Source organism: Prevotella melaninogenica, assembly GCF_013267595.1.
Taxonomy (GTDB): domain Bacteria; phylum Bacteroidota; class Bacteroidia; order Bacteroidales; family Bacteroidaceae; genus Prevotella; species Prevotella melaninogenica_D.
This window is the reverse complement of the sequence record NZ_CP054011.1, coordinates 1,112,010-1,128,409: the sequence shown is the minus strand read 5'-3', so window position 1 is coordinate 1,128,409 and position 16,400 is coordinate 1,112,010. Positions and strand designations below refer to the sequence as shown.

General features: G+C 40.7%; 11 protein-coding genes. 4 read left to right on the top strand and 7 right to left on the bottom strand.

What is annotated here, in order from left to right; all coding sequences use genetic code 11:
• Positions 1-30: 30 nt before the first annotated feature.
• From FIU21_RS09935 to FIU21_RS09920, 3 genes are all read right to left on the bottom strand, one after another.
• Positions 31-681 carry a transposase gene (locus FIU21_RS09935; RefSeq protein ID WP_254361441.1) on the bottom strand — a complete coding sequence of 217 codons (651 nt, stop codon included), beginning with the start codon at positions 679-681 and terminating at the stop codon, positions 31-33.
• Positions 682-1,348: 667 nt separating this feature from the next.
• Entirely contained in the window at positions 1,349-2,416 is a 1,068-nt protein-coding gene (locus FIU21_RS09925) for a Fic family protein (RefSeq protein WP_004360780.1), read from the bottom strand.
• A gap of 336 nt (positions 2,417-2,752) precedes the next feature.
• Positions 2,753-4,054 (bottom strand): IS1380 family transposase, encoded by a 1,302-nt coding sequence (locus FIU21_RS09920; protein WP_172891378.1) that lies wholly within the window; start codon positions 4,052-4,054, stop codon positions 2,753-2,755.
• A 148-nt stretch (positions 4,055-4,202) separates the two neighbouring features.
• Here FIU21_RS09920 and FIU21_RS09915 point away from each other — a divergent pair, with 148 nt between their 5' ends.
• From FIU21_RS09915 to FIU21_RS09900, 4 genes are all read left to right on the top strand, one after another.
• Entirely contained in the window at positions 4,203-5,711 is a 1,509-nt protein-coding gene (locus tag FIU21_RS09915; protein WP_004360786.1) for a 3'-5' exonuclease, read from the top strand.
• 2 nt (positions 5,712-5,713) lie between these two features.
• On the top strand, positions 5,714-6,376 hold the full coding sequence (locus tag FIU21_RS09910; protein ID WP_004360788.1) for a DarT ssDNA thymidine ADP-ribosyltransferase family protein: 663 nt from the start codon (positions 5,714-5,716) through the stop codon (positions 6,374-6,376).
• Positions 6,373-7,902: an ADP-ribosylglycohydrolase family protein gene (locus FIU21_RS09905; protein ID WP_004360790.1), complete on the top strand. Its 1,530-nt coding sequence runs from the start codon at positions 6,373-6,375 to the stop codon at positions 7,900-7,902. Before FIU21_RS09910 ends, FIU21_RS09905 begins: the two co-directional genes overlap by 4 nt.
• A 704-nt stretch (positions 7,903-8,606) precedes the next feature.
• Positions 8,607-9,794, top strand: a complete 1,188-nt coding sequence (locus FIU21_RS09900; RefSeq protein WP_254361422.1) for a transposase — start codon at positions 8,607-8,609, stop codon at positions 9,792-9,794.
• Positions 9,795-10,056: 262 nt separating this feature from the next.
• On the opposite strand, the gene FIU21_RS09895 is transcribed toward FIU21_RS09900, so the two are convergent.
• The 4 genes from FIU21_RS09895 to FIU21_RS09880 all read right to left on the bottom strand — a co-directional run bounded on the left by FIU21_RS09895 (position 10,057) and on the right by FIU21_RS09880 (position 16,374).
• The gene (locus FIU21_RS09895) at positions 10,057-12,879 is read right to left on the bottom strand and encodes a M16 family metallopeptidase (protein ID WP_004360791.1); all 2,823 of its coding nucleotides are present in this window, start codon (positions 12,877-12,879) and stop codon (positions 10,057-10,059) included.
• A gap of 179 nt (positions 12,880-13,058) precedes the next feature.
• Positions 13,059-14,660: a DUF6850 family outer membrane beta-barrel protein gene (locus FIU21_RS09890; RefSeq protein WP_231291361.1), complete on the bottom strand. Its 1,602-nt coding sequence runs from the start codon at positions 14,658-14,660 to the stop codon at positions 13,059-13,061.
• A gap of 45 nt (positions 14,661-14,705) precedes the next feature.
• Positions 14,706-15,827: a DUF4876 domain-containing protein gene (locus FIU21_RS09885; RefSeq protein WP_004360795.1), complete on the bottom strand. Its 1,122-nt coding sequence runs from the start codon at positions 15,825-15,827 to the stop codon at positions 14,706-14,708.
• A gap of 31 nt (positions 15,828-15,858) precedes the next feature.
• The gene (locus FIU21_RS09880) at positions 15,859-16,374 is read right to left on the bottom strand and encodes a T9SS type A sorting domain-containing protein (RefSeq protein WP_036886601.1); all 516 of its coding nucleotides are present in this window, start codon (positions 16,372-16,374) and stop codon (positions 15,859-15,861) included.
• Positions 16,375-16,400 lie beyond the last annotated feature (26 nt).

Here is a 16,400-nt window from a genome sequence, read left to right as displayed (position 1 = left end):
TTATAAGTAGGTCGTAAGAATTAATTTATACTAAGCTACATGTTTAAAATTGATTTTGAGTCCAGACTCGATTGCCGCCAAGGCTCTGTTGGTGGCATAGAGCAGGGCATCTGTATAGAGATAATCCACAGGTCTGAGCCATTTCCCCTTGAGGATGCGCCAAAGAGTCTCGGCAATATTAAGATGTGGGCTATAAGGAGGGAGAAAGAAAAGAAACAGCCCCCGCTTCTCCCATAGGGGACGAAGCTCCCGCATAAGCCTGCATCTGTGTACACTTGCGTTGTCAAGGACTACAAAGGTTCTTTTGCTGATACGGAGAGACATACGGTCAAGAAAGTTAGCGACCTTATCTGCAGTCATGTTCTCTGTCGTAGTGAATCCCTCATATCTATTCCTGCGGTCTATCATACCGAATATATTGAGCCGGAGATCTTTCTCAGAGGGGATGTAGACATCTTCACCGCAGAACTGCCAAACGTATGGCACATACCCATCCGTGCAGACATGACTCTCATCACCATAGTAAAGGGCTATGAGACCGTTCTTTTCCTGTTGTACGAGTTCTTGCAGCTTCTGACTCTTACCACGACGGAAGCCCTCCTCCAACTGAAGACGCTCTTTGTCTGTCAGTTCTATAATTTTAATCTTTCCGATAGTTGTACTTCTTTTATATGTCCGCACAAAGATACACAAAAAGTATTATATAAACTAATTTTCAACATCTACTTATAAGCCGTTAGTTTATCGTCTAAATGTTAGGTCGTGTGGAATTTATACACACTATTCCACGAATAATTTTAATTTCGTTTTGCTGTCACATTTAACATTTCGTGTAATCCTACTGTTACATAATAAGTTAACTAATGAATTAGGGTGACACTAGTGACAGCAAAATTGTTTTCACTGGGAAATGCTTTGGTTCTTCCGTTAAATGCATAGATAGGAAACTGAATAAAGGCTTATTGCTTACATGGTATGACTTTCCTGGATCAATGGTCTAACAAAGAGGACATAGTATGTAGGAAAGACAAACACATATTATACCTATCATTACCATATCTCTCCGTATTCTACAAACAACTTATCCCTATACTAACCAATATTACAATACCCTATACTTGGTTATCAATCATTTATAAAGTTGATACTACACAAAGCATCCCGAAAGTTTATGAAAAATATTTTTGCTGGTTAACTTGGGATAATAAGAGGCAAAAGTTACATCTGCGAGAAGCTAACTGCGACATTCACAGAAAACGGAATGTCGCAGTTAATCAAAGGAGTGTTCTACCCAGTAGCAGACTAAATGTTTGAGAAAAGGTTGTAGTGATGCAACCTTTTTGCGTGTTTACTGGGTAAGAAAGACTCTCCAGCTTCCATCTTTCTCACCACGCTCCACATACTTTTTAGAAAGCAGTTTATCCAACAGTTTTTGGATAGCTGACACACTAATACCTGTTTCCTCTTTCATGTCGTTCAGAGTCAACGTAGGCTGTGTGCGCATGGCGTTCAATATTTTGGTGTAGTTAGGCGAGCGGAAAGAAATTCTTTCGCCGTCATACCACCAAATATTTTCATTCTTTTCGCTGATGAAGAGCACATCGTTATAAACCTCTGTTGCCACAAGCTCATTGAAATATTTGAGGAATGGACGAATATCGCCAATGTTGGCGTGTGCTCCGTCGCTCGGCACAGGGCCGACTTCAAGGTCAGACTGATGCAACGCTTCCAGATACTCGCTCTTCTTGCGGCTGCGCACAACAATCATCGGATAATTGTGGCGTGTGAGAATGAAGTTGATCATCAAACGGGCGATACGTCCATTGCCATCCTCAAAGGGGTGAATGCGTATATAACGATAGTGGAACAATGCCGCCAGTTCGATAGCTGAAAGTTCCCCTTTCTTCTCGGCTTCATTGTACCAATTCACCAAGTCAAACATCAGCCCCGGCGTTTCTTCGGGCGAAGCGTACTCAAAGCGGTCGCCATACCTTGTTATCACACTATTGGGGCGCGTCTTATACTGACCTGCGTGTATCACATAATTTGTCTGCACACCACCAGGCAGATTGCGGTAAACGGTGTAGTTTTCACGAAGCAGTGTTCTGTGCAGTGTGCGGATGAAGTTTTGTGTCAAAGGCTTTTCTTTGACAGCAGCCTCTTCTGTCATCATTTGCAGCCCCACGTTGCTTGCCGTCATCTCGTGCACGTCCCTTATGTCAGCCTCGCCAATCACCTTGCCGAATAGCAGAAGAATCTCGGTCTGACCATAAGTCAGTGTGTTGCCCTCAATGTGGTTGCTATTATAGTTGAAGTCCACGGTGAAGCGGCGGCTGAGCCTATCCCTGTCCTTCTCTGACAATGGCTGAATATCGCGCCAAGCAGCCAATGCCTTCTTTATATTTAGATACTTCATACTGACATATTTATTTTAAATATATCGCAAAATTATGAAAAATGTTTGAGAAAAGGTTGTAGTGCTACAACCTTTTTGTTGATTTTTGCTGTTTTTGTCTTTTCGTATATAATATAAGCCGTTAGTTTATCGTCTAAATGTTAGGTCGTGTGGAATTTATACACACCCTCAATTCCGCAGCATTATTCCTTGTGAGGTACTTTTATATATTGAAGTGACATTTTTGGGATTTATCCATTGATATGGGAATTTTCTGGGGTTCTTGGTTCTTGCATAGTCATGAAATCCCCCACCCAAACCAATGGGGAAGTATGAAAAACCACAAAAAAATGCTGTTTATTCAAGGAAGACCTCAGAGTAGTATGTTTTATTTGTATATAGGTTCAGAACGTTCTGCCTTCCAGTTCGCACCCATTTTGCTGGCACGCTGACAAAATGTAGGATAAAGGCTTTCTGTCTGCTTGTCTTTTTCAATGGCTTGACCTTTTCGCTGATATGACGGATGAGATAGAGATAGAAGTTCTTCAGCATGGCGGTAACCATCATGAAAACCATGTTCTCAGCCATAAAGGAAAAGGGCAGATGCGACCAGCCGAAGTCATTGTTCTGTATGTCGAAGTTCTTTTCGCTTGCTCCACGCTCATTATAAAATGTAATGATGTCTTTCTCAGTAGATGTCCAGTTGTTGGTAAGGATACAGCGGTATGTGTATATTACTCCGAACATATCCGTCTGCTCCCTGCCATCCTTGTCTTTCAAAGGACTTCGCTGTACGACAAGCCTGTATGACTTTCCTTCGATGAGGTTGTCCATGCTGATGGATGTGACATCGCATCTCTCATAACCAACCTCAACGCTCTTCCATTCTTTCAGCTGGTGGAAGTCCTCGCATCGGCTGCCACAGTTGGCAGCACGTATATAGAACGTGTTGCAGCGCTGCTCTACGGTTTGGATGATTTCCTTTGAGAACGACCCACAATCAGCAAGGAAACGCTCTATTACCACACCAAGTTCTGAGGTTACACGGTCCATAATGCGACAGAGCGTGTCTTCTTGATGGAATCTCACATTGGTGTTTCCGTCACGATTCTCACCTCCGACTATGATTCCCCCAATGGAAGCCCAACCAGGGAAATAGCCAAAATCCTGCTTGTAGGAATACTTTGCATCGAACTTGTGGGCTGGAATAAACTGATGGTCAAAGTCTAAGTCAACATGACTGCCCACCTTTATAAGCCCCATCCTCCGTATCACTCGTAAAAGTAAGGTATTCAACTTTTCTGCCGTGTTGAAACTATACGACTTGTCGGAGGTCTCGCTCTTATAGACAATATTCTTCTCGGCAAGCTCCTTTAGTCCGCGCCCTACAGTGTCGGCACCGGGTAATAGCGTATCAGGTCTCTGTCTGAACTGCCCTATAAGCACATTGATGTCCTCAAGGCATTCTCCACCACAAAGGTAGCTGAAGGAGAGAGAGCCGAAAATACTTCCATGGCTGAATGCTTTGCCACTACTTCCACGTCTGCCCAATACAGATTTGGTAAGTTTTTCAAAGCCCAGCTTTGAGAAAACGTCCATGATATGATAAATTCCACCGAAAGAAGTGATATTCTCGTTTTTAATTGCTACCTTTGTCATGTCAGTTTTTTGCTTACTTGTTATGTTTGTAGCACCAAGATAGGTGAAATTTCTGACATATCCAAGTGTTTTGAGAACTTTGTTTCTCAGACACTTGGAGTTCTTACAAGAATTTATGCTGCGGAATTAAGGTTTAAAAGTAATTAGAATGCTAAAAAAGATTATCCTAAAAGGAGAGCAGAAAAGAGTTTTGTTTCTTCCTCCGACAAAGCCCATTCAAATAAAAGGTGTAGCAGGCAGTGGTAAGACTACAGTCGCTCTATACAGAGCAAAGCACCTATTAGAAACTCAAAATACACTTTTTAAAGAAGCAAAGATAGCTATTTTTACTTTTAACAAGACATTAGCAGCCTACATAAAAGCAGTAAGTCCTTATATAAATGGTGGATATCAAAAAGACACTGACGAAATAAATCCTAAAACTCCAGATGGGTTAAATGTTACCATTGTGAATTTCCACAGTTGGGCTTATCGCTTTGCTGGAATTGGATACGATACCACTATTCTGAAACCAGAACAAATCAATATTATAGAGAATATAAAAAGATCGGGGAAAGTAATAAACTCAAACCTACTAAATAAAAGCTCAGATTTTTTTCTAGAAGAGATTTCGTGGATAAAGGGTAAACTTTTCAATTCGAGAACGGAGTACTTAGAAGCAAAGCGTATTGGAAGAGGTATATCAGACAGAGTTACTGCAAGTGATAAAGAAACAATATGGAGTATTTACACAATGTACAGTGAAGAGTTGAAAAATAGAGGAAAAAAAGATTTTGATGATTATGCGATAATTAGTTTACAAAAAATTGAAAACGATTCATCTTGGGAGCCGCCATTCACTCATATAATTATTGATGAAGCTCAAGATTTAAACAAAGCTCAAATTCTAGTTATTTCGAAGTTGGTCTCTCAAGAAACAGAGAGTATATCAATCATAGCAGATGCTGCTCAAAGAATTTATAAAAGTGGCTTTACTTGGTCTGAAGTTGGTCTAAATGTTCGTGGTGGTAGAACTATAGAATTTAAAAAGAATTACAGGAATTCTGTACACATTGCAAGGGCTGCGCTTTCTTTATTGGAAAATGAAGAAGACAAATCGGAATTCACAGTAGTTGAAACAGCTCTTTCAGGTGGTGAAAAACCTACATTATCCCTTTTAGGAAGTTTTGAGGAACAACTTGCTTATTTGAAAGATGAGCTGCAAAACCTAAAAAATACAGGGAAAATAATTAGCACAATAGTTTTGCACAGAACAAATGATGGTGTAAATAGAATTCAACATTATCTTAACACTAATGGCTTTCAAACAGAACGTGTAAGATCAAACCAGCCCGTAAGATACGAAAGTGATAGTATTAAAATCAGCACTATGTCCTCCGTGAAGGGGTTGGAATTTGATAATGTGTTTATTATGGATTTGACAGATGAAATAATTCCTTATCCTTCAGGATTTATCGAGACAGATGACGAATTTCATATTTCTACTGAAAGGAGGCTATTATACACCTGTATGACTAGAGCAAGAAATATTCTCTTTCTAATAGGTGATAAGAATAATCCATCAAGATACATTGCCGAAATTGATGCAAATTTTCTAAATAAAGTATCAACACTTCCTTCAGAATGTGCTTTAAACGATGATTACTTACCTTTCTAGTTATGGATAAAAAAGCGGACTACATATATTTTCAAGAAGAAATATCAAAACGAGGAATAGAGTTTCTGATACACTTTACACCAACTATTAATCTTTATAGTATACTAGAACAAGGCAAGCTGATGTCAAGAAAAACTCTCGAAAATTTAGATATTGAGCAATTCGACATATTGGACTATGCCCAATTTACTGATAACGTTAGATGCGATGATAAAGGCTTTATCAATTTATCCATTTCGGGACCAAATACGTTCCTCTTTTCAAAATTTCAGGAGAGAACTAAAGATGATATGACGATAGATTGGTGCATCTTGAAAATTGATCCAAAATATATCTATGAAAAGGAAACGAAATTTTCAGTAACAAATGCTGCATCAAATGTTGCAAAGGCTATAGGGGTAACGGGAGACCTGGATAAATTTAAAATGCTATTTGCAAATAGTATTAATATACCCTATGGCATTCGTGGCAAAATTAATTCAAAGTACCCAACGAATGTCCAAGCTGAGGTTCTGGTAAAAAAGGATATACCTGTTGAGAGTATTATTGAAGTATGTTTTAATTCTATAGAAAGTTTTGCATCTGCTAAAGCTGCATTGTCAGAGTTTGATACAAGTAATTTTGTTGTTGATATGGAGATTTTTTCACCAAATAGAACATTATGAAACTTGAAACCAAATATAAAGGAGCAATAAAACTTGCTGCAATTGGGGATGCCCTTGGCTGGATAACAGAATTTGAAAGGAACTCTGATACCTTAAAGTCAAAATACGGGACAGTTCATGTTTCTAATTTTTATGATTGGGAAAAGAAAGTTGGTGGAAAGTTCAATGGATACATAGATAAATTAAAAAAAGGGTCATATTCCGACGATACCCAACTAATGCTTTCTGTAGCGAGGTCTATTATGGGAAATGGTGCTATTGATCGTGAATATTTTTCTAAAGTAGAATTACCAAGTTGGATTTTGTATGCTCGTGGAGCAGGTAGAACCATAAAAAATGCCGCGAGAAAAATTGAACGGAAATCAGCGAAATGGAATAATAATTTTTTCACCTATAAGGCTGGCACCATAACGATTGACTACAGAGAAAGTGGTGCAAATGGAGCAGCAATGCGTATTCTTCCTATTGCTCTTGCAAATTTTGGAGACATTGATAAAATCAAGAAAGAAATTTTTGCAAACAGTATTGTGACACATGGTCACCCAAGGGCGATTATTGGTGCAATGCTTTATGGCTATGCAGTTCATACAATTCTAAAATTTCTTCCTGAACACTTTTCTTATAAAACATACTTAACTGAGCTTGGAAAAAACATTCATCAAAAGCTTTCAATCCCTTTTATTAAGGAACATGATTTTGATAGTTGGGAAAATGAATGGAATAGTAAAGCCCAAATATCATTCACAGATCAATACCAAGTAGTACTTGACGAGACACAACAGTATTTGCGCAATATTTACAAATGCCTGAATCATAATATAGATGACGAAACAGCTCTCCGCATATTAGGTTGCTATAATTTGGATACAAAGGGTTCAGGAACTTCTACTGTAATTGCTGGTATTTTTCTTTGTTGTAAATATCATAATGAACCGATAAGGGGTATAGAACAAGCTGTTAACTTGATTGGAACTGACACTGATAGCATTGCTGCTTTCGTAGGTGGATTAATAGGTTCACTACACGGTACTTCTATTATTCCTGATAGATATAAATTAATTCAAGATTCTGATTACCTTGACAAGGTTGCTGTTAGACTTTTGAAAATATCTGAGAATCGTGTAGTAAAAGAGAAAGTTCAAAATTATCTGGGCTTAAAATCAATCAATACTATAACTGATGATAACTTTGACTTAAATGAATCTATTTATTTCGAGCCTCTTGGCAGAGGAAAGATAGTACATATTGATAGGCAAAATACTTTAACTAAAGGGAAGTATAATCTGTTGATTGATGTTGAATTTGATTTGGGGCAGAGTTGCAGGTTTGCTAAGTTAATGAATAAAGGACATAAAACCCTCCCAAGCTCTACATGTTCTGATTTTCAAGATAAAAAGCATCAAATAAAGGTATTCTCCTCGGAGACTCAAAATTGCATAGACCTTTTTATGAGAGAGTTAAATCAAGAACAGCAGAAACACTTTAATGATATTCTAACTTTGATTCAACTAGAATATGATGATTAACTAATTTGTCTTGTGTTTATAATTTCTGTGTTAGCGACTATTGCATTAATGGACAAAATTCGTAATGGTCATCATTGATATGGATTTTAAACAAGGCGAAGATCAGGATTAAAACATTCTTCGCCTTGTTTCTTTGTTACTCGGTACTGTCCTATAAAAGTGTGTAAGTTCCATTTTTTATTATTGGTGTCCGATAAAACTTTTTTGGAGTTATCTGTGTTAGATAAAATAGGCTTAAACTTATGATTTCATTAATTTATTTGGTTATTATAGGGCTTTCCTTGTCAATATAAGCGCATTTTATAATGCTTACAGTTTAAAACTAAAAACCAAGCCCCTGGATAAGTAAAACGGCTGCAACACCGATGAATAAAGAGATACAGAACTTTCAGTTTATTTTTACCGGACAGCAATAATTTTTTATCTTAGTTTATATCCAAATACAAAGATAATAAAAATATGGGCTTACACACTTTTATCAATAGTCCGTTAAATTTTCGCAGTTTGCGAAGCTTTTACCCAAAAGCCAACAGGAATTGTGGCAGAAAGAAAACATGATAAGTCTCTGAGAAAGAGATAATTAGGCAATAGAATATAACAAAGTATAACATAATAAAATCGGCTATCTCATTGAATTTCAGTAACTTTATAGATGTAAAAAGACAATAAAGTTTATGCTGATAACCAACTTGATTAGCCGATATATGAAGCTCTGCAAAGCAGCATTTAGTGCTGAAGATGGAGCAAAGTTAAACAAAAGTATTCAAACAAACGTCATGGAAATGCTTTTTCTTTTGATGGTCATCCCAAGGAAATGTAATTTTACGCAGATGGGACGCTATGGAAAGCGTGGCGAACAATGCTATCGGCAGACGGCAGAGCGCAGCGTGAACTGGCTCGAAATAAATATGTGGCTGAGTGCTTTCGCCTTCAAGCAGGGTAAAGGGCTCAATGCCATCGTTATTGATCCAAGCTTCATCAAGAAGGCTGGGAAGCATACCCCATACGTGGGTACGTTTTGGTCGGGCTGTGCAGGTGCGGTAAAGCACGGTCTTGAGATCCTCGGCATCGGTGTGATAGACGTGGACTTGCATGAGTGTATGATGCTCAAGGCTGTGCAGACCACATTGGAAAAAGGGGAGGAGAAAAAAGAGATGAGTCTATACGACTGGTATACCAAGGTGTTGGAGGACGACAAGGTAACCTTACAGCGTATTTGCAAGGTTCTTGTCGCTGACTCAGCCTTCTCCAAAAGACCTTTCATCGACAAGGTAATGAAGATGGGCTTCCATGTTGTGAGCCGCTTGCGTCATGACGCAGCCTTGTTCTACACATGGGATGGGGAACCCACGGGAAAGCCCGGCCGTCCTCGTATCAAAGGTGACAAGATTGACGTAAGGAACATCGACATATCCAAAGGCAATGAGCTTGATTTAGGAGAGACCAAAGGCAAAGCCTATGCGCTCAAGGCGTGGTGCAAGTCCTTGCATAGGGTCGTGTCGATTGTCATCCACGAGTTGCCCAACGGTGTCCGCCGTTTGTACTTCTCTACGGATGAGAGCATGAGTGGACGCGATGTGATGGAGTACTATACCACACGTTTCCAAGAGGAGTTTTGCTTTCGCGACGCAAAGCAATTCCTCGGTCTTACCGATTGTCAGGCACGCGACAAGAGAAAACTTGAATTTGCTTTCAACTCTTCATTCACAGCACTCAATGTGACCAAAATCATGTGCAAGGAACTTGGCACGTCCATCGGTCGACTTAAAGCGCAGATGGTCAATGCCTACTATGCACAACGAATTATTGACGTGTTCGAGAAGAACCCGAACACGCCATTAAATAAAGAAAGGATAAATGATATATTTAGTTTCGCTGCTGATGCAGCATAATATTTAACGGACTATTGTTTTATAGGACAGTACCAAAAAGTGCTTACAAAAGAAAAATATACCAATTTAAAAGTTGGAAGAAAATAAAGAAAAATGAAAATAACAAGGATAAAAGAGAAGAATAGCTTACACACTTTTATAGGACAGTACCAAATCTCTCGAACACCAATAGTAAAGAAGAACAGCCATATCAAAGCACTCCTGCTTCGATATGGCTGTTTTAAGTATGATTACTTTTGTGCAACCTATAATATAGAACGGCTTACATTCCCTTTTCAGACTGCATTGTCACTTCTATTCGGCGGTTGCTGTTGATAAGGTTGCGGGCAATACGCTGGATGTCGGAAGCTGTGATGTTGTGCACGATAGCCTTGTAGTCCTTGTCAAAGTCAACTCCATGGCGCAGATGGTTGTATATCACGTAGAGCCAGTAGTCGTTGGTAACAGAAGACTGGTCATACTGTTTTAAGAGGTATTCCTTCACCTTCTGCAGACTTACTGCCTCTGGCCCCTTGTTGGCAATATGCTCAATCTGCTTTGTGATGATAGGCATAACCATGTTATACTTTTCTGGGTCGGTATCAAAGGCAATCTTCAACATGGCGTGAGGGTTGCTTGACTTACTTAGACTCTGCTGTAGTTTCACACCATACACTCCACCTTTCTCTTCGCGGACAGAGTCGGTATAGGGGATAGACAATACACGCTTGAATACGTCGAGTTCTAAATCAGACTTAGCTGTGTAAGGTTCGTCCCATGTGTAGAAGACGGTTACACGCGCCAATGGCGTCTTCATCTTCTTTTCAAAGCGGTGGGTCTCGTTGCAGTTGCGCACGTCAGGATAAGTCTTTGCAAAGGTTTCCTTCTTGCCTGTTGATGGCAGCGAAGCAATGTATTGCTCCAAGAGAGGGCGCAACTGAGCGATGTCAATGTTACCCATGACGATCATCTTGAAGTTAGAGGCATTGCTGAAACGCTCCTTATAAATCTCGAGAACACGGTCATAGCTTACCTTGTCAAGCGATGCAGCCTTAAGTGGTTGTACACGTGGCGAGTTTCCATAAACGATGGCAGCGATAGAGTCGTTGTAGCTAACGTTAGGACTTGCCTCACGGTTGGTGAGGAAAGAGCGCATACGGTTAACTTCTGACTGGAACGCCTGATCATCACGACGGAGGTTGGTAAAATACAAGTAAGTAAGTTCAAACAGTGTGCGGATATCCTTGATAGATGAGTTACCGCTGATAGACTGCGTTTCATTGCCTACACCTGCGTTGATGCGAACGGTCTTGCCAGCTAAGAACTTATTAAGTTCTGTTGCGCTGAAACGACCAACGCCACCTTCCTTTACAGCTGCTGAGATAAACTGTGTGTTAATCAAGTCCTTAGCAGGATAGAGGGATGAACCACCTTCTGCAAAGAAATTCAGTGTTACGGCATCCTTCTGATAGTCGGTCTTCTTGAAATATACTTTTACACCATTGCTCAGAGTGATTTCTGTTGTTCCATGCAAGCCAGCTTTCTCGCTCTTGATACGTCCTTTCTTAGGAAGTGTCTCAATCAGCTTATCGTCTAACTTCTTCTCAACATACTTAGGATAGGTCTTTGCCTGTGCATCGAGAACCATCTGCTCAAACTGCGCATCTGAGGGAACATTTACGCCAGCTTTGTCGGGAGAATATATAACAAGCACCTGATTCTTATTCGTGATAGCTTCACGCATAGCAGCATTCACCTCGTCGAGTGTCACCTCGTTAAAGAATTGGTCATCCAATTGCTTGTCGTAAGCTTCGGTGGTTATTGGTTCGTTATCGAGGAAGTTCTGCTTAGCGCGGCGCACATAATAAGCGTTGCGACGGTCGTTACGCTCATTATATTGGCGGTCAATCACCTTCTGGCGGAAGGCTTTGGCACGAGTGAGTTCTGAAGGAGTAAACCCATGCTGGCGAATCTGCTCAATTGTTCCCACAGTTGCATCAAACGAACCCTTTACATCTTCCTGACGAGCACCGAAAGAAAGAACAAAGGCATCTTTTGTACGGCTAATCAAGAACTGCCCCAATCGTGCAGAAGCACTCAAACAAGGTTTTGGATTCTTGTCCTGCATCTCGTTGAGGCGTTCGCCAATCATATAAGAAACCAAGTCGTCAACATATCCGTCTCGCTGATACTTCACAGTAGACTTCTCTGCATCTGGTGTAGCCTTACGCTTCATATAAAGTGTAACGAGCATGATAGGTTGTTCTGAATCCTTTAGTGATGCCACAATCATCTTGTCGTTGTCGCTTACTGGGAAGTATTCACGATGAGCAGCATTCTCGGGCATTGGAATAGCAGAGAAGACAGACTGAATCTTCTTCTCTATCTTGTCTACATCAATATCACCCACAACGATGATAGCCTGCAAATCTGGGCGATACCACTTGTGGTAATAGTCACGAAGTGCCTTGTAAGGGAAGTTGTCTACAATCTCCATCTTACCGATTGGCAGACAGTCTTCATACTTCGTACCGCGATAGATAATCGGCAAAGCCTCCTCCATCAAGCGCTGTGAAGCCATACCAGCACGACGAGTACGCCACTCTTCGTGAATAACACCACGTTCCTTGTCTATCTCTTTGTCCTCAAGGTCCAAGTAGTGACTCCAGTCGTGGAGGATAAGTAGGGTAGAGTCGATGGTTGATTCCTGCTTTACAGGTACTGAACTGACGTTGTAAACGGTCTCGTCAACGGAGGTGTAGGCGTTGAGATTAGTACCGAACTTAATACCATGTGCCTCACACCAATGTACGATACTTGGTGAAGAAGGTGTATTTTTGAAGTTTTTACTTCCATTGAAAGCCATGTGCTCAAGGAAGTGAGCCAATCCTCTTTGGTTTGGTTCTTCAAGAATACTTCCCACACGCTGTGCAATGTAGAAGTCGGCAATCCCTTTCTCCTTAGCATTGTGGCGTATGTAATAGGTCATCCCATTCTTCAACTTACCTATACGGAAGCTGTTGTCGGTACAGACATTCTGCGCCATAGCACCTGTTACGAGGAGCAGGAGCACAAGCGCATTGATAATTCTTTTGTTTATTAACATAATATGTGATTGATTCCTTTTATAATTCTTTTATGTCTGTCTGATTTTTATTCTTTATAGGATAATGTCTTCCTATTGATGAGTTGCTTTCGTCTTAACAGCAACTTGCACCTTTTTAAGTGCTCCGCACGAGTGGTGCGGAGGCTCAACACCACTTGTGCGGACCACCAACATGACAGTTAGAAGGTGCAACCAATGGTCAGTCTGCCCGTTGAATAGTTCCTACCTACAAGGTAAGCATTGCCGTCATTGGTGTGGCGATGGGTGAAGTCTAAGGCGGTGTAGGTCTTCATCTTTGTCCCCGGAAGGACAAAGGCATACTTAACTCCAAGTTGAAGGGAGTATTGCGGGTCTGTAAGATACTTATACTCACGATACATCAGTACGTCCATCATAGGGAAGCCATTCTGCTTGTCAGAAGGTTTTGCCAATGTTCCATCCTCGAAAGCATCACCCTTTCCCTTCTTATAAGCAAAGCCTGCTTGTAGTGAAAGTACTCCCTTTCGGAAAAGGAGGTTACGTGTAAGACTTGTATAAGCCTCTGTTGTGTGGATGTCCTGACGTCGGAAGTAAGGGTAGCTGTAGCCCGTCTGCTTGCGATGAGAGAAGTTAGTGCCTGCTTCAATCGTCCAGAGAGGTAATTCGTGTGTCACACCATAATAGCCTGTATAGCCAAGATGCACATCGTTCCAAGCCTTGTTAGCACTCTTCACAGGGTCAAGATACTGATAGAAGTATGCCCCTTGTTCGTTTTTGTTAGAACGATAAGCATTCATCTCGTTGACAAGATTCTCGCTTGAAAAGCTGAAGTCAAGATGATGTACCTGCTTGTCGAGTTTCAAAGATAGGCGTGATTGATAGTCATAGATGTTGCTATGATGATTGGTGTGAACAATCGTATAGGGTGACTTCCTGCCGTAATAACCTTTGCGATATGCACCGCCAAAGTTGTTAAACCATGAGAGATTAGGTAGGATGTCCCAGCTAAATTGCAGTCCTAAACCATGGTATTCATTGAGCATTGGTTGCTCCCTATTGCTATCAGTAAAGCCTGAACTGCTGAATTGTTCGGTCTTGCCAATCCACGGCCCATAGTTGATATAAGACGAAAACTCTTGTGCATTTGAAGCGTAAGTACTGAAAACTACACTCTCCGTGTTACGTCGATAAGTATAGTTAAGACCAAGACTAACAGACCGTAGTGGCACATAAACGCCAGTTGTAAGGGCTAAGTTCATCAGCTTTGTCTTGTGTCTTAAATCCTTATACTTGGCAGCGTTTGCTGCGGTGAAGTCTACTTTGGCTCCAAGAGCAATCCCTTTGTATAGCTCCCAAGACAATGCGCCCATAAGGTTATAGGTGTCACGATGTTTTGTGCCAGCATGGTTTAGCGAGTCTTCTACGATATCAAAGGGCAATCGCTGGGTCTGTATGAATGCTGAACCAGTCATGTTGCGACCAGAGAAGTTGTCATAACGCATACTTCCCAATAGGACAATCCTATCCGTCAAACGATAGAATGAAGACACGTTGGCACCTGCCTGTACGGTACGTGGCGACTCGTCATAGTTGACAAAGCCACCCTTGCCATACTGCACATACACTTCAGCCAAAGAAATGTTCTTTGTCTTAAATCGTGCTAAGGCTGCAGCATTGTCACTTCTCAGCCATGCATCGCTGTTGGCAACGAAGCTAAAATCACGATGGAGCAGACTATCTTTAGCCTGCTCCTGTGCGCTGAGGCTGGCAGAGAGGGATGCTCCTGCCAGTATAAGTGTCATGAACCTATATCTCATCTTACAGGTTATGTTCTTTTATCATCTATTTTACTTGTCTCTAAGTGAGAACTGTTTGCGCTCGTGGAAGTCAGAAGTAGAGTTGTTTGTGTCCATGTAGACAATCTTTGCTCCATTCTTCATAGATGCTTCAGCATCGATACCACTTGGGTCTGTACCATACTTGTAGTTATAAACCAATTTAGCAGTATTGCCTTCAATCTTCTTTGTCGCTTCAGCATCCACGTTACGATATACACTGTGACCAAGTTTGATAGTCTGCTTCACATAACCAGCATCTACGTCAGAGCCGAAACGCTTCTTACTCTTGCTCTCATTAATTTTCTCATAAACCTCAACACCGTCAATAATCCAGTCTGTTGGGACCTTCAATACAGCATTTATTTTGTTCAGAGCTTTGCCTGGTGCGTATGTGATATTACTTGCATCGTTTGCGAAAGTAGCAGGCGTTGTGTTCTTTGTTTGGAAGATAAAGAAGCCAGGAGAAGTTACACTAAGTGGCCAAGCATTACCCTGTCCATATTCTACTGCCTTAAGGTATTGGTTGGTAGGGATAACGTCTGCTGGTGTTGGATAGTATTTTGGATTTTTAAAACCAGACTCTGGGTCGTACATAGTATAGTAGTCTTTATTGGCATAGTTGATACTCTGTGGGTAGGTCTTAGTATTATCTATTGCCCCCATACAGCAGATAACAACCTGTGAATAAGGCTCGATAATCAATGAATTAGGGAAGTACCATATACCACAAGCTGCTGGAACCCAGCCCTGTGAAACGTAAGAAGGCTCTGTCGCTCCTGTGCTGTACCATGCGTTTGCACCAGAATGAGCATTGTATGGGTCTAACATTCCAATAGCCAAGTTGCTGATTACCGCAGTCTTACCACCATTGTTATAGAGGATAAAACCCTTGTCCATCTGGAAGAAATTCTTGGGATCGTTTTCAATTGGTACACCTGTCGTGTACAATTCCTTGATGATAACTTGGTCTGCATTCTGATCAGGCAATTGAAAAGTAACGTTCTTTACATCTGATGCTTTGATGACTTGTACGGTACCATCTTTATGTGTCACAACCATATTCCATGTTTGTGCGTTGATATTGCCAATGAAAGCGAACATGGCAACAAGGAGAAGTAATATTTTCTTCATATCTTTTTCTATTTAATTTCTAATGTTATTCTTACTTATTCATAAACTTAAAGCTCTTTGTAGGTGTGCGAAGGATGTAGACACCCTTTGGTAAAGACGAGAAATCAAGAGCAACTCGTCCCTCTCCATCTGCTGTTACAGAACTGATTTGTGTACCATTAAGATTGTAAATAGCCACTTTTGCACCTGCTTTCAACCCACTTACCTCAGCATTATTGAATGAGAAACTTGGAGTTGCTGTCTCATCTTTTGGGTCATTTGCAGGAAAGCTACTGATGCTTGTTGTAACCTTTTTCTCAATGAAGTGGTAGTCCTGCACTCCTGTTAGTGCTGTTGATAACTTCTTACCCTCACAAGTAATAACAAGGTCGTTACCCTCTATTGTTACAACAGGGTATGAATTCAAAGCAAACTCGGTCTTTGTACCATTCGTTTCGGTCAAGACAAGGTAGGTGATTATCTTCTCTTGTACTGTCTGTGCAAAGCCACTAAGGGGTATGAACGACAGTGTCAAAGCGATAAGCCCTATAAAACTTATTTTCTTCATAAACATTGTTTTTAATTTATACTATC